The sequence below is a fragment of the Streptomyces sp. NPDC007907 genome (genome assembly GCF_042959365.1).
Classification (GTDB): domain Bacteria; phylum Actinomycetota; class Actinomycetes; order Streptomycetales; family Streptomycetaceae; genus Streptomyces; species Streptomyces indiaensis.
Map to the genome: position 1 here is coordinate 415,400 of NZ_JBIBKR010000001.1, position 17,045 is coordinate 432,444.

The following is a 17,045-nucleotide window of genomic DNA, read 5'->3' on the forward strand; positions in this document are numbered from 1 at the left end:
GCCCGCTCCATGTCCGCCGTGTGATCACCCGTGAACCCGGACCGCCAGGAGTGCAGTGCCCCTCAGCCGTCCCGGACAGGCCGCCCGCCGCCTGGCCGTCGTCGCCCCCCTGCTGGCCGCTGCCGTGGGCTGCGGGGACGCCGGCGGTCTGGAGGGCGCGGGGCCGACCCCAACGGCACAGGGGCCGGCCCGGCTCTGGCCGGAGCTGACGCCCGCCTCCAGCCCGGCGTTCGAGATCGGGGAGGTGAACACCGAAGTGGTCAAGGGGGTGAGGGTGCCCGGCGACGACATCCGCCGTGTCGACCCGGTCCGGATCGTCCGGGCCGAGATCGCCGGGAACCCGGACGACTTCGACGGCCCGAAGGCGCCCTACCGGGACACCAGGCGCGAGATGGCCGACTGCGGGCGGGGCCCGGGGCATGGGAAGTGCCCGGTGCTCAGGCCGTACTACCGGGACCTGACCGGCGACGGGCAGGACGACCTGACGCTGGGCTTCCCGCTGCTGCCCGGGAAGACGACCGCGGTGCGCGTCTACACCGTCGAGAAGCACCGGCTGGTGCAGGTGATGGCATGGGAGGACGCGCTGAGCGGTGTCGAGCTGGCCGGGCGTTCCCTGGTGATCCGATCGCCGTCGGAGGTCGCGGGCTACGAGTACCGCCTGCAGTGGACCTGGGACCGGGACCAGAAGGCCATGCTGCTCACCCACGACGAGATGCTGCGCACCGGTCCGCGCCCGCACTCCCGGCACCCCTCGTCCTCCGCCGGCGGTTCCCGGTCCGCCTCGCCCAACGCCTCCCCCACTTCCTCCACCAGCGTCTCCTCCACCCCCTCCCCCACCGTCTCCCCCTCGGCGAGCGGCGGATGAGGCCCGTACTCCCCCAGTGGTCCGGGACGCTCGCCGCGAAGGCCGCCGCCTTCATCACCGTGATGTGCTGCGCGCTCGCGGCGCTGCTCGGCGTCCTGGTGCACGTGCAGGTGACGAACCAGACCGTCGGCCAGGCCCGTGACCAGGCATTGCAGCGCCTGGCACAGGCGACCCGGCGCTACGAGGCCGGGGACACCCTGTGGCGGGGCGCCGGTGTGGATCCGCCCGAGCTGCCCGGGCAGCTGCGGGAGCTGGCGGTGGACGGGGACCGCGGCACGATGGTCGCCGACAGGCAGGGGCGCCCCGCGATGTGGGCGGCGGGGCCCGTCGACGGCGGGCGGGCGCTGGCCGTCGCCGTCGACTACTCGCAGCAGGCCCGCACGATCGAGGGCCTGGACCGGGCGATCGTGTGGTCGTCGGGCCTGGCCATCGGGGCGACGCTGCTGGTCGGGGCGTTCGCGGTGACGCGGGTGACGCGGCGGCTGCACACCACGGCCCGGGTGGCCCGGCGGATCAGCGCGGGCGACCTGGACGCCCGGGTGAACGATCCCCGCACGGGCCCCCGCACGAAGGCCAGTCCGCAGGACGAGGTGGCCGCGGTCGCCGCCGCGCTGGACTCCATGGCGGCGTCGCTGCAGGGGAAGCTGCTGGCCGAGCAGCGGTTCACGGCGGATGTCGCGCACGAGCTGCGTACGCCGCTGACCGGGCTGCACGCGGCGGCGGAACTGCTGCCGCCGGGACGTCCGACGGAGCTGGTGCGCGACCGGGTCGCGGCGCTGCGCACACTCACCGAGGACCTGCTGGAGATCTCCCGGCTGGACACCGGCCGGGAGCGGCTGGAGCTGGACACCGAGCGGTTGGGGCCGCTGGCCGAGCGGGCGGTGCGGGCGGTCGGGAGCGGCACAGAGGTGAGGGTCGTACGGGACGTGTCCGTGGAGACGGACCGGCGGCGGCTGGAGCGGGTGCTGGGCAATCTCGTGGTGAACGCGCACAAGCACGGGCGTGCGCCGGTGGTACTGACCGTGGACGGTCCGGTGGTGACGGTTCGCGATCACGGGGACGGGTTTCCGGAGTACCTGGTCGCGCACGGCCCGCAGCGGTTCCGCACGGAGGGCGGTACGCGGGGGCACGGGCTGGGGCTGACCATCGCGCGTGGCCAGGCGGAGGTGCTGGGTGCGCGGCTGGAGTTCGCGAACGCGCCGGAGGGCGGCGCGGTGGCCACGCTGAGACTGGCGGCGGAATGAGGGTCCGGAGGGCGTCCTCCTCTGGCCCAGCGTGAGGGGCGGTGCCCGCAACCCGCTCCTAATGTGGCGATTAGTCAGCTTCAGCACCTTCGCCACCACATGGAGGTATTCCCCATGCCCCTGCGTTTCCGCCTCTGCATAGCAGCCGCCGCCGGGCTCCTCGCCGCCGCGGCCGCCATCACACCTGCCGCCGCCGCGCACGACGACTGGGACCCGAACGGCGGCGACGGCAACAGCAGCAGCTGGCCCGGCAACGGCAACGGCAACGACGGCCAGGGCAACTGGAACGGCAACGGCGACAACGGCCAGGACAACTGGAACGGCAACGGCAACGACGGCCAGGGCAACTGGAACGGCAACGGCGACAACGGCCAGGGCAACTGGAACGGCAACAACCAGCACGACCCGAACGGCGGAAACGGCGGAAACGGCGGGAACGGCGGGCAGGTGCAGGGCCTCTACAGGGGCGTCGTCACGGCGAGCACGCTGGCGCTGCGCAGCGCCCCGAACCGCGGTTCGCAGATCATCCGGTACGCCCACCAGGGCGACGTCGTCAGCATCTTCTGCAAGACGGGCGGCGAGACCGTGGAGGGCAACCCGCTCTGGTACCTGCTGACGGACGGCACCTGGGCCTGGGGCGCGGCCCGGTACATCGACAACATCGGCCCCGCGCCACGCTGGTGCTGACACTCGGTCACTCAAAGACACACAAGTCGCACCGTCTGGGTAGGTTCCGGACATGAGCAAGGCCGGAATCACCGTGGCGACGGCGGACCCGCCCACGCCCGCCGTCCGCCGCCTCCCCCGGCGCCGGGGCATCGAACTCGCCCTCATCGTGCTGGCCGTCCTGCTGTCGGTGTACGGCTACTGCGCCGTCGGCCTCGCCCTGCACGGGACACTGCCGCCCGGTGCCGCCGGCTACGGTGCCGGCCTCGGCGTGCTGGCACTGCTGGCCCACCTGGCGGTACGCCTGCGCGCCCCGTACGCCGATCCGCTGCTCCTGCCGATCGGGGTGCTGCTCAACGGGCTGGGCCTGGTGCTGATCTACCGGCTCGACCTGGAGACCCCGGGCGACCGGGCGGCCCCGACCCAGTTGGTGTGGTCGACGCTGGGTGTGGCCCTGTTCATCCTGGTCGTGCTGCTGCTGCGCGACCACCGGGTGCTTCAGCGCTACACGTACGTCTGCGTGGTCGCCGCCCTGGCCCTGCTCACGCTGCCGATCCTGTTCCCGGCGGTGAACGGCGCCCGCATCTGGATCCGGATCGCCGGATTCTCCATCCAGCCGGGCGAGTTCGCGAAGGTGCTGCTGGCGGTGTTCTTCGCCGCGTACCTGGCGGCGAACCGCCACGCGCTGGCCTACACCGGCCGCCGCGTCTGGAAGCTCCAGCTGCCCACCGGCCGCGTCCTCGGTCCGATCGTCGCGGTCTGGCTGGTCAGCGTGGGCGTGCTGATCCTGGAACGCGACCTCGGCACGTCGCTGCTGTTCTTCGGCCTGTTCGTGGTGCTCCTCTACGTCGCCACCGGCCGCACCGGCTGGATCGCGGTCGGTCTGCTGCTGGCCGCGCTGGGCGCGGTCGCGGTGGGCCGGCTGGAACCGCACGTGCACAGCAGGATCGAGACCTGGCTGCACCCCTTCGCCTCCATCGAGGCGGGCGAGGGCGCGAACCAGCTCGCCCAGTCGCTGTTCGCCTTCGCGGAGGGCGGCATGCTCGGCACGGGCCTCGGACTCGGCCACTCCTTCCTCATCGGCTTCGCCGTGAAGTCGGACTTCATCCTGGCCACCGCGGGCGAGGAACTCGGCCTGGCCGGCCTCAGCGCCGTCTTCCTCCTCTACGGACTGCTGGTGGAGCGCGGCTTCCGGGCCGGGCTCGCGCAGCGCGAGCCCTTCGGCCGGCTGCTCGCGGTCGGTCTCGCCTCACTGGTGGCGCTCCAGGTGTTCGTGATCGCGGGCGGAGTGACCGGGCTGATCCCGCTGACCGGTATGGCGATGCCGTTCCTGGCGCAGGGCGGCTCGTCGGTCGTCACCAACTGGGCGATCGTGGCGCTGCTGGTCCGGGTGAGCGACTCGGCCCGGCGCGGTTACGACGGGCAGGACGCGCAGTGACCCGGCACATCCGGCACGCCGGGTACTTCTGCGTCCTGCTGCTGGTGGCGCTGCTGGTGAACGCCGCCCGGGTCCAGGTCGTCCAGGCCCCGTCGTACGACCGCAACCCGGCCAACCGGCGGCCCGACATCGCCCGCTACGAGCAGCCGCGCGGGGACATCTGGGTGGGCGGGCGCCCGGTCACCGGCTCCCGGGACACCCGCGAGCACCTCCGCTACGAACGGACCTACACGAACGGACCGTTGTACGCCCCGGTCACCGGCTTCGCCTCCCAGCTGTACGGGACGACGCTCCTGGAGAGCACCGAGGACGGTGTGCTGTCCGGCGCGGACCCGATGCTCGCGCCGTTCCCGCTGTGGAACGACTTCACCCGGGCGCGCAACGCGGGCGGGGACGTCGTGACGACGCTGCTCCCGGCGGCGCAGCAGGCAGCGTTCCGGGGCCTGGCGGGCCGCAAGGGCGCGGTGGCCGCGGTGGAGCCGTCGACCGGCCGGATCCTGGCCCTGGTGTCCGCCCCGTCGTACGACCCCCAGCCGCTGTCCGGCAACGGCTCCGCGGCGGCCCGGGCCTGGGCGCGGCTCACCGCGGACAAGGACAAGCCGATGCTCAACCGGGCGGTGCGGCAGACGTATCCGCCGGGCTCGACGTTCAAGGTCGTCACCACGGCCGCCGCGCTGGACGCCGGTGTGGTCACGGACCTCGAGGCGCCGACCGACTCCCCCGACCCCTACCGCCTGCCCGGCACGCGGACGCGCCTGACCAACTCATCGAAGGGCTGCGCGGACGCCTCCGTGCGTGAGGCCTTCACGTTCTCCTGCAACACGGTGTTCGCCAAGCTCGGCGTGGAGGTGGGCGTGGCGGGCATGACGGCCACGGCACACGCCTTCGGCTTCAACAACGGGGGGCTGAGGATCCCGTTCCCGGTGGCCCGGTCCACGTTCGACACCACCCTCGACCAGGCCCAGCTGGCCCTGTCCTCGATCGGTCAGTACAACACCAGGGCCACGCCGCTGCAGATGGCGATGGTCGCTGCGGCCGTGGCCAACGGCGGCCAGGTGCGGGACCCCTACCTGGTGGAGCGCACGACCCGGGCGGGTGGCAGCACCCTTGCGACGGCCGGTTCGCGCGGCATCCGCCAGGCGATGTACCCGTCCACCGCCGTCCGGCTGCGGGCGATGATGCGGGACGCGGTCGAGAACGGCACCGGGCGCGGTGCCGCCATCCCCGGCGCCAAGGTGGGCGGCAAGACCGGCACCGCTCAGCACGGTCTGGGCAACTCGGGCATCCCGTACGCCTGGTTCGTCTCCTGGGCGCAGGGTGCGCGCGATCCGGCACCACGGGTGGCGCTGGCGGTCGTGGTGGAGGACGCGGAGGCGGACCGCGGGGACATCAGCGGGGGCGGCGACGCGGCGCCGATCGCCCGGGCGGTGATGGAGGCGGTACTGAAGTCACCCTGACCCGCGGCCCAGTTGCTGAGACGGGGCTACCGGGCCGCCGGGCGCCCGACCTACCGTTCGGTCCATGACTGAACCCGCCGCGTACGAACTCGCCCAGGTCAACCTCGGCCGCCTCAAGGCCCCGCTGGACTCCCCGCAGTTGAAGGACTTCGTCGACAACCTCGACCCGGTGAACGCGGACGCGGACGGCGCCGACGGATTCGTCTGGCGCCTGCAGGGCGAGGCGGGCGACGACGCCACGGATGTGCCCGTCTTCGGCGACTCCTGGCTGATCATCAACATGTCCGTGTGGCGCGACACGAACGCCCTGACCGCTTACATGTACCAGGGCCGGCACCGGGAGATGCTCGCCCGGCGCCGGGAATGGTTCGAACGCGTTCAGGAGGCCATGGTCGCCCTCTGGTGGGTCCCGGCGGGGCACCGCCCCACGGTCGCCGAGGCGGAGTCCCGCGTGCTGCACCTGCGCACGCACGGCCCGACGCCGTACGCCTTCACCCTGCGGACGTCGTTCCCGCCCCAGGGGGCGACGCCGCTGCTCGGCGAGGTGCCGGAGGGCCTGGGCTGCGCGCTCTGACGGCCGCTCAGCCGCCGGCCGCTCGGCCCGCGTCGATCGCGCCCCGCACCTCGGCCACCCGCTCCTTCTCCTCCGCCGCGAACCGCTCGGCGTCCAGCTTCTCGGCGATCTCCTCGTCCTCGGACATCAGCAGGTCGAGGTTGGCGTCGCCCATCTCCAGGACGCCCAGGTCGACATAGGCCTGCTGGAGGCGTTTGCCCCACAGGCCGATGTCCTTGACGCAGGGGACGATGCGGCTGAACAACAGCTTGCGGAACAGGGTGAGGAACTCGGACTGCTCGCTGTACTCCTCCGCCTCCGCCTTGGGGATGCCGAAGTTTTCCAGCACCTCGACGCCTCGCAGCCGGTCGCGCATGAGGTGGCAGCCTTCGATGACGAACTCCTCGCGCTCCCTCAGCTCCGCGTCCGTGAGCTGCCGGTAGTAGTCGCGCAGGGCCATCCGCCCGAAGGCCACGTGCCGGGCCTCGTCCTGCATGACGTACGCGAGGATCTGCTGGGGCAGCGGCTTGTCCGTGGTGTCCCTGATCATGCCGAACGCGGCGAGCGCGAGGCCCTCGATCAGCACCTGCATGCCCAGGTAGGGCATGTCCCAGCGGGCGTCGCGCAGTGTGTCGTCCAGCAGGGACCGGAGGTTGTCGTTGATCGGGTAGAGCAGCCCGATCTTCTCGTGCAGGAAGCGGCCGTAGATCTCGGCGTGCCGGGCCTCGTCCATGGTCTGGGTCGCCGAGTAGAACTTCGCGTCCAGATCGGGGACGGACTCGACGATCCGCGCGGCGCAGATCATCGCGCCCTGCTCCCCGTGCAGGAACTGACTGAACTGCCAGGAGGCGTAGTGCTGCCGCAGCTGGCCCCGGTCCCGCTCGTTCAGCTTGGCCCAATGCCTGGTCCCGTACAGGGACATCGCCTCGTCCGGGGTGCCGAGCGGATCGTAGGGATCCACCTCCAGCTCCCAGTCGATGCGCTTGTGGCCGTCCCACTGCTTGTCCTTGCCCTTCTGATAGAGGGCCAGGAGGCGGTCGCGGCCGTCGTCGTACTCCCAGTTGAAACGGGCCGCACCGCTCGCCGGCACCTGCCGTACGGGCTCTTCCGGTTCCATGGCGTACAGGTCGAAGCTCGGCATGTCCGCAGGCTCACACGAGGTAGACACCGGGTCAACAAGTAGCGCGCAGGGGATTGACCAGCTTGCTGACAAGCAGTCTCATAAGTACATCAGTGACGTGTGCACAACGAGGTGGGCAACCATGACGACCCTGACGGAAGCCGACGCGCTCGACGGCCTGCGCGACGCCCTCGGCCTGCTGAAGGACCGGGAGCAGGTGGCCCAGCGGCTCCTCGACTCCTCCGCCAAGCATTCCTTCGACCCGGACAAGGAGCTGGACTGGGACGCGCCCTTCGAGGAGGGCAAGTGGTTCTGGCCGCCGGAGCTGGTCTCGCTCTACGACACCCCGCTGTGGAAGCGCATGGGCGAGGAACAGCGCATCCTGCTCTCCCAGCACGAGGCGGCGGCCCTGGCCTCCCTGGGCATCTGGTTCGAGATCATCCTGATGCAGCTGCTCGTCCGGCACATCTACGACAAGGCGGCCACGAGCGCGCACGTCCGCTACGCACTCACCGAGATCGAGGACGAGTGCCGCCACTCCAAGATGTTCGCCCACCTGATCTCCCACGGCGACACGCCCTGGTACCCGGTCAGCCGCACGCACCAGCAGCTGGGCCGCCTGTTCAAGACCATCTCCACCACCCCCGGTTCCTTCACGGCCACCCTCCTCGGGGAGGAGGTCCTCGACTGGATGCAGCGGCTGACGTTCCCCGACGAGCGCGTCCAGACCCTGGTCCGGGGCGTCACCCGCATCCACGTGGTGGAGGAGGCCCGCCACGTCCGCTACGCCCGCGAGGAGCTCCGCCGCCAGATGGTGACGGCCCCCAAGTGGTCCCAGGAGTTCACCCGCATCACCTCCGGCGAGTTCGCCCGCGTCTTCTCGGTGGCCTTCGTGAACCCCGACGTCTACACGAACGTGGGCCTCGACAAGCGGGAGGCACTCGCCCAGGTCCGCGCGAGCGGCCACCGCCGCGAGGTCATGCAGAACGGCTCCAAGCGCCTGACCGACTTCCTCGACGACATCGGAGTACTGCGCGGAGTGGGCCGACGCCTGTGGAAGTCGTCGGGCCTGCTCGCATAAGCCACACCGCACCCGCGCACGGCGAGAAGGGGACGTGTCGGGGGGTGTCCGCCCGCAGCGGTTGGCGCGTCGACGAACTGTCGGTCGGCGTGCAAGCCCATCGCGCCGTTCCGAGGACGCCCCCGACGCGGCCCCGACCCCCGCCCGGCGTCAGGCGAAGACGCACACCCCCACCCGGCAAGCAGGCGCAGGCCCCCGTACTCACATCGGCACCAGGCGCAGGACGGCGTCACCCGGCTGACGAGCTACGCACCCCTCGGCCGCCCCGATTACCCTGCGAGGCATGACACCAGCCGCCCCCACCCCCGCCTACCGGCGACTCAGCGTCGAGGAACGTCGCAGTCAGCTGCTCGAATCGGCGCTGAACCTCTTCGCCCACCGCGCCCCCGAGGAGGTGTCCCTCGACGACGTGGCGGAGGCGGCCGGTGTCTCGCGGCCGCTGGTGTACCGGTACTTCCCGGGCGGCAAGCAACAGCTCTACGAGGCCGCCCTGCGCTCCGCCGCCGACGAGCTCCAGCACTGCTTCGACGAACCCCGGGAAGGCCCGCTCCTCCCCCGCCTGTCCCGCGCCCTCGACCGCTACCTCACCTTCGTCGACCAGCACGACACCGGCTTCAGCGCCCTCCTCCAGGGCGGCAGCGTCGTCGAGACCTCCCGCACCACCGCCATCGTCGACGGCGTACGCCGGGTCGCCGCCGAGCACATCGTCCGTCACCTGATGGTCGCCGACCCCGGCCCGCGCCTGCGCATGACCATCCGCATGTGGATCACCGCCGTGGAGGCGTCGTCGCTCATCTGGCTCGACGAGGACAAGCAGCCCCCCGCCGAGGAGCTGCGCGACTGGCTCGTCGAGCAGTTGGTGGCCATGCTGACGGTGACCGCCCGCCGCGACCCGCAGACCGACGCGCTGGTCCGGGCCCTCGCCGAGGATGCCCGAGACTGATCCCGTGAAGAGCGAAGACACCCCCTTCGAGGGCGGCCCCATGGACGGCAGGGTCCTGCCCGTCCTCCTCGGCATCACCGGCCACCCGCCCAAGACGTACCGCATCCCCGTGCCCGACCCCGACGGCGGACCGGACACCGTCCTGGTCTACCGCCGCGTCCCCCGGGGCCCGGGCAAGGTCGGCCTGTCCAACCGCTGGAAGTACGAGTACGCCCCGGAGGGCGTCCCGCCCCGCCGGCTCCACTGGCCCTGGTCGAAGCCAGCCGCCACGCCGCCCGGCAAGCCGGACGACGCCGACGGGTGACCCGGTTGCGCCGAACCGCGCACACCCGCCGCGCGCACCGCACGCACACGCCTGATCCTCACGGTGTCCGGCGGCACCACGCCGCCCCCGCAACGGAGGTGATGGCATGTCAGCAAAGCTGCTGCGTCTGGTCTGCATCGCGGCGACGGCGGCCGGAACCGTCCTGGCACCCGTCCCGGCCACGGCCGCGCCCGAGCCGGACAAGGAACAGCGCGATGTCGCCGCTCTCCTGACAGATCTTCAGGAGTTGTACCGGAAGGCCGAGGAGGCCACCGAGGCCTACAACGGCACCGAGGAGAAGCTCAAGGAGCAGCGCGCCGAGACCGACCGCGTGGACCGCGCCCTCGCCCGCGCCCGGCTCTCCCTGCACGACAGCCGGGGCGCGGCCGGCCGGCTGGCCCGGCAGCAGTACCAGAGCAGCACCGACATCTCCCCGTACGTCCGTCTGCTGCTGGCCCGCGACCCGCAGCACGCGATCGAGCAGGGCCATGTGATCGGCCGGCTGGCGCGGGAGCGGGCCGACACCATCGGCAGGCTGACCGGCAACGAGCGCAAGGCCCACGAACTGGCGCGCAAGGCCCGCACGGCCCTGGACCGGCAGCTCGCTCTCACCGAGCGGCGCAAGAAGGAACGGGACAAGGTCCGTGCGCGCCTGCACGACGTCGAGGAGCTGCTCGCGTCCCTCAGCCGCGACCAGCTCGCCGACCTGGCGGAGTTGGAGCGGAAGGGCATCGCGAAGGCGCAGAAGGAGTTCATGGCGTCAGGGGCGCTGGGCGACGAGCCCGGCGAAGCCGAGGAGGCCGAAGCCGAAGCGGAAGCCGACGGCAAGGACACCACGGGCGGCAAGAACGGCAAGCACGGCGAACACAGCAGGCGCGGCAAGCACAGCAAGCACGCCATGGACAACGCCGGCGAAAGCCCCGCAGGTGAAAGCACCGGCATCCCCGCCCGCCCCCCGTCCGCCGAAGGCAGCCGTGCCGTGCGCTACGCCCTGCGCCAGCTCGGCAAGCCGTACGAGTGGGGCGCGGAGGGCCCGCGGACGTACGACAGCTCGGGGCTGACCTCACGGGCGTGGGCCGAGGCCGGGGCGCCCGTCCCCCGGACCAGCCAGGAGCAGTGGAGGCGGCTGGAGCGGATCCCACTGGCCGAGCTGCGCCCCGGCGACCTGGTCGTGTACTTCGAGAAGGCCACGCACATCGCGCTGTACCTCGGCGACGGCCTGGTCGTCCAGGCACCCCGGCCGGGCGCGAGGGTGAAGGTGTCACCGATCGCGGCCAATCCGGTCCTGGGCGCCGTACGCCCTGACCCGTCCGGGAAGCCCCTGCGGCACTACGAGCCGCCGGAGCTTCCCGAGGGCGCCAGGGACGGGTCGGACGAGGGATACGACGGTTACGCCGCGCCCGCGCCGGACACCTCGGCGAGGTAGGCCTGCGTCTTCTCCGGCTCGTAGAAGAAGTTCTCGAAGTCGGCCGGGTTGTCGAAGCCGTTGGCGAAGCGGTCGGCGACCGGCTGGAGCTCACCGGCGGCGCCGATGAGGTTCAGGATGTGCTCCGGCGGCGGCGCGAGCATGGCGTTGGTCCACTTGGTGACGTGCTGGGCGGTGTTCCAGTAGCGGTCGAAGGTGGCCCGCATCCACTCCTCGTCGAACGGCTTGTCGCCGTGCTCGGTGATCGAGGCGAGGTACGCGGCGGCGCACTTGGAGGCCGAGTTGGAGCCCTGGCCGGTGATCGGGTCGTTCGCCACGACCACGTCGGCCACGCCCAGCACCAGACCGCCGCTGGGCAGACGCCCGATGGGGTTGCGGACGGTCGGGGCGTAGCGGCCGGCCAGCGTGCCGCCGGCGTCGGTCAGTTCGACCTTGGTGGCCCGCGCGTACTCCCAGGGGACGTACCGCTCCATGAGTTCCAGGGTCAGGGAGAGGTGCTCCGCCGGGTCCTTCACGCCGTGGAAGGCGTCGAGCGGGCCGCCGGGTATGCCCTCCCAGAACAGGATGTCGGCGCGGCCGGAGGTGGTCAGGGTCGGCATGACGAACAGCTCGCCGACGCCCGGGACGAGGTTGCAGCGGACCGCTTCGGTGCCCGGGTGCTCGGGGCGCGGGCCCAGGCCGTGCACGTACGCGACGGCCAGCGCGCGCTGCGGCTCGCTGTACGGGGAGCGCTCGGCGTCACGGCCGAACATCTGGACCAGCTCGCCCTTGCCGGCGGCGACGAGCACCAGGTCGTAGGTGCGGGAGAAGTAGTCCAGGTCACCGACGGCCGCGCCGTGGATGACGAGCTGCCCGCCGCGCTGGGCGAACGTCTCCATCCAGCCGGCCATCTTCACGCGCTGGTCGACGGACTGCGCGTGGCCGTCGAGCCTGCCCAGCCAGTCGATGGCGCGGGCGGCGGGGCCTTCGGCCCAGGATCCGGGGGCGGCGACCGAGACGCCGAGTCCTTCGATCTTCGGGGCCTGGGACTCCCAGAAGTTCAGCTGGAGATCACGCTCGTGCTGCAGGGCCGTGTGGAACATGCACTGCGTCGACATGACCCGGCCGGTACGGATCTCGTCCGCCGTCCGGTTGGACATCAGGGTGACCTCGTACCCCTGTGACTGGAGGCCGAGGGCGATCTGGAGCCCGGACTGACCGGCTCCGACGACGAGTATCTTCCGCATGCGGGCTGTCCTCTACTCGGGGGTTTCGTCGAGCGCGTGGCCCACGAGGGCCAGGAGGGTCTCGATCACGGAGATCCGGCGACGCGCGTCCATGATCATGACAGGTATGTGTTGCGGGATGGTCAAGGCCTCCCGCACGTCCTCCGGCTCGAACAGCTCGCTGCCGTCGAAGTGGTTGACCGCGACCACGTACGGCAGCCCGGAGCTCTCGAAGTAGTCCAGGACCGGGAAGCAGTCCTTCAGACGGCGCGTGTCGGCCAGCACGACGGCGCCGATCGCACCGCGCACGATGTCGTCCCACATGAACCAGAACCGCTGCTGGCCCGGCGTGCCGAACAGGTAGAGCACCAGGTCGTCGTCGAGCGTGATGCGCCCGAAGTCCATGGCCACGGTGGTGGTGGACTTGCCCGGCGTGGCGGTGAGGTCGTCGGTCGCCTCGCTCGCCTCGGTCATCAGCGCCTCGGTCTGCAGGGGCGTGATCTCCGAGACGGCGGTGACCAGCGTGGTCTTGCCCACGCCGAAGCCGCCCGCCACCACGATCTTCGTGGCTATGGGAGCGCGGGTGCGGTCCGTCTCCCAGGCGTGCATGCTCTCGCCGGGCTCGACGAACGGGGATGAACCAGTGACGCCGTGAGCGGCGTCAGAGACGACGGAGTCCACTCAGCACCCTTTCCAGCAGAGCCCGGTCCGGGCGGCCCGTGCCATGGCCGGTGCCCGTTCCGTACACACGGATCTTTCCCTGGTCCGCGAGGTCGCTCAGGAGCACGCGGACCACGCCGAGCGGCATCTTCAGCAGCGCGGCGATCTCGGCCACCGTACGCATCCGGCGGCACAGTTCGACGATGGCCCGCAGCTCCGGCATGACGCGGGTGGACAGGTGGCCGTTCGTCAGCTCCTTGCGCTCCTCCGGGGCCTCCAGTGCGGCCGTGCTCGCCACGAACGTCTCCACGAGGAGGACGTGGCCGAAGCGGGTGCGGCCGCCGGTGAGCGAGTAGGGGCGGACCCGGGCGGGTTTGCGGTCACCGCCACGGACCGGGAGGTGGTGCTTGGGCGTACTGCTCATCGGGCACTCCCCGTCGTCTGGGAATCCTCCAGGGATTTCCGGAGCTCGCTGCGGAGCTCCGGCGTCAGGACGTGACCGGCACGGCCGACGAACAGGGCCATGTGGTACGCCACCACGCTCATGTCGCAGTCCGCGGAGCCGTGGACGCCGAGCAGCGAGCCGTCGCTGATCGACATCACGAACAGGCTGCCCTCGTCCATCGCGACCATCGTGTGCCGGACCCCGCCGAAGTCCATCAGGCGGGCGGCGCCGATGGTGAGGCTGCCGATGCCGGAGACGATGGTGGCCAGGTCGGCGGCGGAGCCGCGCGGGCCGGTGCGCGTGGTCCCGCGGTCCTGCAGGGCGTCCCGCGCCTCCTTGTTGCGGTGGTCGTCGGAGGAGAGCAGGAGCAGTCCGTCGGACGAGACGACCGCAACCGAGACGATGCCGGGGACCTCCTCGACGAGGTTGGTCAGCAGCCAGTGCAGGTTGCGGGCCTCACTGCTCAGTCCGATCAGTCCGAAGGTACTGGGAGCGGTCAACTGCTTGCCTCCTCGACTGTGCCCCCCGTGGATTCTTCGGATCCAGCTGGTCGTGCTGCGCCGCTGGCCGGCCGCTGGTGCGAGGCCGTCCTCTCGGCGATCTCCGCCTCCACGTCGCGGTACCCCGCCTGGGCGCCCTGGCGGAAGCCGCCGAGGCGGCGACGCAGGGCTTCGGCGTCGACGGAGCCGCTGCGCTGGCGCGGGGCGGTGGTCTGTGCGGTGATCTTCGGCGTGCGCTTGGGGAGGCCCTTGTCGGTGACGCGGTCCTCCTCCTCGTCGGCAGCGCGCTCGTGCTCCGGGCTCTCGTCCGGGTCCACGGCACCACCCGTGCCATGGGCTTCCTCGTGGGCGCGCTGCCCGAACGGGCCGGTCCCGCCCTCGCGGGAGGCGGCTTCGGACGCGGGCTGTCCCGACGGGCCGGTCCCGCCGCCGGTGACCGATGGTCCATGCCCCACCGGGTCCGGCTCCCCCGCCTGCGCGGGGATCAGCAGCTCCATCGTGGTTTCCGCGGGGGATTCCACGGGTGCGGCGGTCTCGTCCGGGCCGGCGTGCGCCGCCGGTTCGGGATGCGTCGCCGGGCCGGCGGGTGGCGTCGTGCCGGCGGGCGCCACCGAATCGGCGGGTGTCGTCGCGGCCGCCACCGCATCGGTGGATGTCGCCGAGGGTGCCGCCTCCGGCACCTCCCGCGCCCGCGCCGGTTCCGTCGCCTCGGCCGGTTCCGGCTCCCCTGCCGGTTCCGGGTGCTGGGCGGCGGTGGTGATCTCGGCGGCCTCGCCGCGCGCGACCGCCTTCTCCGCCAGGGCCACCAACGGATCGTCGCCGGAGGTACGGCCGGGCAGGACGTTGGAGTTGGCCTCGGCGTCGGCGCCCGGGAAGGAGAAGGAGTGGGTCGTGCCGGTGAGGGGGCCGGAGGCCGGTACGGCCACGGCGGGAGCGGCGGCCAGCAGCGTGCGGGGCAGGACGACGACCGCCGCGACACCGCCCTGCTTCTGCTCGCGCAACTGGACGCGCACACCGTGGCGGTGGGCGAGCCGGGCCACGACGTACAGGCCGAGGCCGAGACCGTCCTCGCCCTCCTGGTCGTAGGGCGCCTCGGGGTCGAAGTCGGTGAGGCGGGAGTTGAGGCGCTCCAGCCGCTCCTCGGTCATGCCGATGCCCTCGTCCTGGACGGAGAGCATGACCTCGCCGTTCTCCAGCAGCCAGCCGGAGATCTCGACGGGCAGGTCGGGCGGGGAGAACGAGGTGGCGTTCTCCATGAGTTCGGCGAGCAGGTGGGAGAGGTCGTCCGCGGCGAACCCGGCGATGTGCGCGTGTGGCGGCAGCGCGGCGATCCGGACCCGCTCGTAGCGCTCGATCTCGCTGACGGCGGCCCGGACGACGTCCACCAGCGGCACGGGACCGGCGGCGTGCTGGACGTGCTCGGTACCGGCGAGGACCAGCAGGTTCTCGCTGTGCCGGCGCATGACCGTCGCGAAGTGGTCGAGCTTGAAGAGCGTGGCGAGCCGGTCCGGGTCCTGCTCGCGCTCCTCCAGGTTCTCGATGACGGCCAGTTGCCGCTCCACGAGACCGAGCGTGCGCAGGGCGAGATTGACGAACGTGCCGCCGATGGCCGTGCGCAGCCGCTCCAGCTGGGCCGCGGACTCGGCGAGTTCGCCGCGCAGTTCCTCACGCGCGTCGGCCATCTTCTGGCGCTGCCCGACGAGGTGCTTGCGGTCGGACTCCAGCGTGGTGATCCGCTCGGTGAGGGCGACCGCGTGCGCATGCAGGGCGTTGACGGAGCGGACGGCCTGGGCGAACTCGTCGTTGCGGCCGGTGAACTTCACCGGCTCCTCGGCCGCCGGGTCGTCGGCCTCGGCGAGGCGCTTGGACCCCAGGCGCAGCACCGCGAGCGGGCGGGTGAGGCTGCGGGCCATGCCCGTGGCGACACCGACGGCGAGCAGCATGAGGGCGCCGAGGACGGCGATGCGGATCTCCAGCGCGGTGACGTCGTCGTCGCGCAGCGCTTCCAGGTCCTTGGTGCGGCGGTCGTAGAGGGCCGACTCCACGCCGCGCATCAGGTCGACGCGGGCGGACAGGGCCGTGTCCAGCTTCTTGGTACCGGTCGCGAGATCGCTGCGGGAGAGCGTCGGCTGGTCGGTGAGGGTGGCCAGGTACTTGTCGGCGGAGTTGACCTCGGTGCCGGTGACCGTGGAGTCGAAGGAGGCCCGGGCAGGCTTGGGCGCCGTGTCGCGGAAGTCGGCCAAGGCCGCGTCGGAGCGCAGCCGGGCCTGCTGGGCGGCGGCGCTGAGGGCGTCGCGCTGCCGGGTGTCGGCGTCCGAGGAGGTGGAGGTCTGGGTCGGCAGGCCGGTGACGGGGTCGAGGACCGTCCCGGTGCTGCGCGGCACGCTCAGCGCGGCGAGCAGCAGCCCGCGGGCCGCGGCGGCCTGCTGGACGGCGGAGTCCAGCTCGGCCAGCGCGTATCCGCCTTCGCCAGCGCGCGGCGGGGTCTGCTGCGCCAGTTGCTCGGCGAGCCGGTGGAGTTCGGTGATGGCGGCGGAGTACGCCTGGTGCGCTTCGAGGGCGCTGCTCTTGCCGGTGAGCGCCGCCCTGCGCACGACCGCTATGCCGTCGAGGTCCGAGCGGAGCGAGGCGGGCGTGTCGGTGTCGGAGCGCAGCTCCTCGACCTGCCGGTCCACCCGGGCGCCGCGCTGCTCGGAGGGCGCCTTGTCCTTGGGGCGTCCGGCCGCGATGTAGGAGGTGACCTCGTCCCGCTCGTCGGCGAGGGAGTGCGCGAGGGCGAGGGCGTCCTGCGTCTGCTCCGCGAGCGTCACCAGTTTCTGGCTGTCGTGGAGTTGCCCGGAGGCCGCCAGCACGGACGGGGTGCTGGCACCGGCGATGGCGGCGGCCACCACGGCAACGGCCACGATCAGCCGGTTGCGTACATGGGTGGGACGGCCCTTGCCGGTGGGGGGCGTCGGCTCAGCGCCCTGAACGGGGGCCGTCTGCTTGCCTGTGCGACGAGGCCGCGTCTTCTGCACCGGTGCTCGCATTCCTGACTCGTGAACCGTTGGGCCCGGATGACGCTCCGTCAACTGGCGCGCACTCCCGGTACATTTCCCGACCCTCCCAGCGCCGGTGGGCAGCGCACGCGCATCACCT

At 72.0% G+C, this 17,045-nt stretch carries 16 protein-coding genes; 10 read left to right on the forward strand and 6 right to left on the reverse strand.

Going from position 1 to position 17,045, the window contains the following annotated elements; all coding sequences use genetic code 11:
* The first annotated feature begins 55 nt into the window (after positions 1–55).
* The 6 genes from ACFZDI_RS01895 (at position 56) to ACFZDI_RS01920 (ending at position 6,244) form a co-directional block, all read left to right on the forward strand.
* Positions 56–865 (forward strand): hypothetical protein, encoded by an 810-nt coding sequence (locus ACFZDI_RS01895; protein ID WP_391247120.1) that lies wholly within the window; start codon positions 56–58, stop codon positions 863–865.
* Positions 862–2,109 carry an ATP-binding protein gene (locus ACFZDI_RS01900; protein WP_234848809.1) on the forward strand — a complete coding sequence of 416 codons (1,248 nt, stop codon included), beginning with the start codon at positions 862–864 and terminating at the stop codon, positions 2,107–2,109. Before ACFZDI_RS01895 ends, ACFZDI_RS01900 begins: the two co-directional genes overlap by 4 nt.
* Before the next feature lie 114 nt (positions 2,110–2,223).
* On the forward strand, positions 2,224–2,796 hold the full coding sequence (locus ACFZDI_RS01905; protein ID WP_391247122.1) for an SH3 domain-containing protein: 573 nt from the start codon (positions 2,224–2,226) through the stop codon (positions 2,794–2,796).
* Positions 2,797–2,848: 52 nt separating this feature from the next.
* The gene (locus tag ACFZDI_RS01910; protein WP_391247124.1) at positions 2,849–4,213 is read left to right on the forward strand and encodes an FtsW/RodA/SpoVE family cell cycle protein; all 1,365 of its coding nucleotides are present in this window, start codon (positions 2,849–2,851) and stop codon (positions 4,211–4,213) included.
* Positions 4,210–5,670: a penicillin-binding transpeptidase domain-containing protein gene (locus ACFZDI_RS01915; RefSeq protein ID WP_234848812.1), complete on the forward strand. Its 1,461-nt coding sequence runs from the start codon at positions 4,210–4,212 to the stop codon at positions 5,668–5,670. The genes ACFZDI_RS01910 and ACFZDI_RS01915 overlap by 4 nt, the downstream gene beginning before the upstream one ends.
* 64 nt (positions 5,671–5,734) lie before the next feature.
* Positions 5,735–6,244 (forward strand): DUF3291 domain-containing protein, encoded by a 510-nt coding sequence (locus ACFZDI_RS01920; RefSeq protein WP_234848813.1) that lies wholly within the window; start codon positions 5,735–5,737, stop codon positions 6,242–6,244.
* Between the two features lie 7 nt (positions 6,245–6,251).
* Here ACFZDI_RS01920 and ACFZDI_RS01925 read toward each other — a convergent pair whose 3' ends face one another.
* Positions 6,252–7,364 (reverse strand): diiron oxygenase, encoded by a 1,113-nt coding sequence (locus ACFZDI_RS01925; RefSeq protein ID WP_391247127.1) that lies wholly within the window; start codon positions 7,362–7,364, stop codon positions 6,252–6,254.
* Positions 7,365–7,485: 121 nt separating this feature from the next.
* Here ACFZDI_RS01925 and ACFZDI_RS01930 point away from each other — a divergent pair, with 121 nt between their 5' ends.
* The 4 genes from ACFZDI_RS01930 (at position 7,486) to ACFZDI_RS01945 (ending at position 11,097) form a co-directional block, all read left to right on the forward strand.
* A complete protein-coding gene (locus ACFZDI_RS01930; RefSeq protein ID WP_391247129.1) occupies positions 7,486–8,424 on the forward strand; it encodes a diiron oxygenase in 939 nt (312 codons plus the stop codon).
* 283 nt (positions 8,425–8,707) lie between these two features.
* On the forward strand, positions 8,708–9,367 hold the full coding sequence (locus tag ACFZDI_RS01935) for a TetR family transcriptional regulator (protein ID WP_391247131.1): 660 nt from the start codon (positions 8,708–8,710) through the stop codon (positions 9,365–9,367).
* A gap of 4 nt (positions 9,368–9,371) precedes the next feature.
* Complete coding sequence (locus ACFZDI_RS01940; RefSeq protein WP_361118086.1) at positions 9,372–9,671, forward strand: hypothetical protein; 300 nt, start codon at positions 9,372–9,374, stop codon at positions 9,669–9,671.
* Positions 9,672–9,777: 106 nt separating this feature from the next.
* The gene (locus ACFZDI_RS01945; protein WP_391247133.1) at positions 9,778–11,097 is read left to right on the forward strand and encodes an NlpC/P60 family protein; all 1,320 of its coding nucleotides are present in this window, start codon (positions 9,778–9,780) and stop codon (positions 11,095–11,097) included.
* On the opposite strand, the gene ACFZDI_RS01950 is transcribed toward ACFZDI_RS01945, so the two are convergent.
* The 5 genes from ACFZDI_RS01950 to ACFZDI_RS01970 are packed head-to-tail and all read right to left on the reverse strand — an operon-like array spanning position 11,061 to position 16,936.
* Entirely contained in the window at positions 11,061–12,323 is a 1,263-nt protein-coding gene (locus tag ACFZDI_RS01950; RefSeq protein ID WP_234850164.1) for a styrene monooxygenase/indole monooxygenase family protein, read from the reverse strand. The genes ACFZDI_RS01945 and ACFZDI_RS01950 overlap by 37 nt on opposite strands.
* A gap of 12 nt (positions 12,324–12,335) precedes the next feature.
* Positions 12,336–12,983: an ATP/GTP-binding protein gene (locus ACFZDI_RS01955; RefSeq protein WP_234850163.1), complete on the reverse strand. Its 648-nt coding sequence runs from the start codon at positions 12,981–12,983 to the stop codon at positions 12,336–12,338.
* Positions 12,964–13,386, reverse strand: a complete 423-nt coding sequence (locus ACFZDI_RS01960) for a DUF742 domain-containing protein (RefSeq protein ID WP_190902551.1) — start codon at positions 13,384–13,386, stop codon at positions 12,964–12,966. The genes ACFZDI_RS01955 and ACFZDI_RS01960 overlap by 20 nt, the downstream gene beginning before the upstream one ends.
* On the reverse strand, positions 13,383–13,907 hold the full coding sequence (locus ACFZDI_RS01965; RefSeq protein WP_234850162.1) for a roadblock/LC7 domain-containing protein: 525 nt from the start codon (positions 13,905–13,907) through the stop codon (positions 13,383–13,385). Before ACFZDI_RS01965 ends, ACFZDI_RS01960 begins: the two co-directional genes overlap by 4 nt.
* Positions 13,904–16,936, reverse strand: coding sequence for a nitrate- and nitrite sensing domain-containing protein (locus tag ACFZDI_RS01970; RefSeq protein WP_391247136.1), 3,033 nt, complete (start codon positions 16,934–16,936; stop codon positions 13,904–13,906). Before ACFZDI_RS01970 ends, ACFZDI_RS01965 begins: the two co-directional genes overlap by 4 nt.
* Positions 16,937–17,045 lie beyond the last annotated feature (109 nt).

What these genes read in the sequence shown, in the direction of transcription:
- ACFZDI_RS01900 (WP_234848809.1), top strand. Translation starts at nt 862, where the DNA reads ATGAGGCCCGTACTCCCCCAGTGGTCCGGGACGCTCGCCGCGAAGGCC.
- ACFZDI_RS01905 (WP_391247122.1), top strand. Translation starts at nt 2,224, where the DNA reads ATGCCCCTGCGTTTCCGCCTCTGCATAGCAGCCGCCGCCGGGCTCCTC.
- ACFZDI_RS01910 (WP_391247124.1), top strand. Translation starts at nt 2,849, where the DNA reads ATGAGCAAGGCCGGAATCACCGTGGCGACGGCGGACCCGCCCACGCCC.
- ACFZDI_RS01920 (WP_234848813.1), top strand. Translation starts at nt 5,735, where the DNA reads ATGACTGAACCCGCCGCGTACGAACTCGCCCAGGTCAACCTCGGCCGC.
- ACFZDI_RS01925 (WP_391247127.1), bottom strand. Translation starts at nt 7,364, where the DNA reads ATGCCGAGCTTCGACCTGTACGCCATGGAACCGGAAGAGCCCGTACGG.
- ACFZDI_RS01930 (WP_391247129.1), top strand. Translation starts at nt 7,486, where the DNA reads ATGACGACCCTGACGGAAGCCGACGCGCTCGACGGCCTGCGCGACGCC.
- ACFZDI_RS01935 (WP_391247131.1), top strand. Translation starts at nt 8,708, where the DNA reads ATGACACCAGCCGCCCCCACCCCCGCCTACCGGCGACTCAGCGTCGAG.
- ACFZDI_RS01945 (WP_391247133.1), top strand. Translation starts at nt 9,778, where the DNA reads ATGTCAGCAAAGCTGCTGCGTCTGGTCTGCATCGCGGCGACGGCGGCC.
- ACFZDI_RS01950 (WP_234850164.1), bottom strand. Translation starts at nt 12,323, where the DNA reads ATGCGGAAGATACTCGTCGTCGGAGCCGGTCAGTCCGGGCTCCAGATC.
- ACFZDI_RS01960 (WP_190902551.1), bottom strand. Translation starts at nt 13,386, where the DNA reads ATGAGCAGTACGCCCAAGCACCACCTCCCGGTCCGTGGCGGTGACCGC.
- ACFZDI_RS01970 (WP_391247136.1), bottom strand. Translation starts at nt 16,936, where the DNA reads ATGCGAGCACCGGTGCAGAAGACGCGGCCTCGTCGCACAGGCAAGCAG.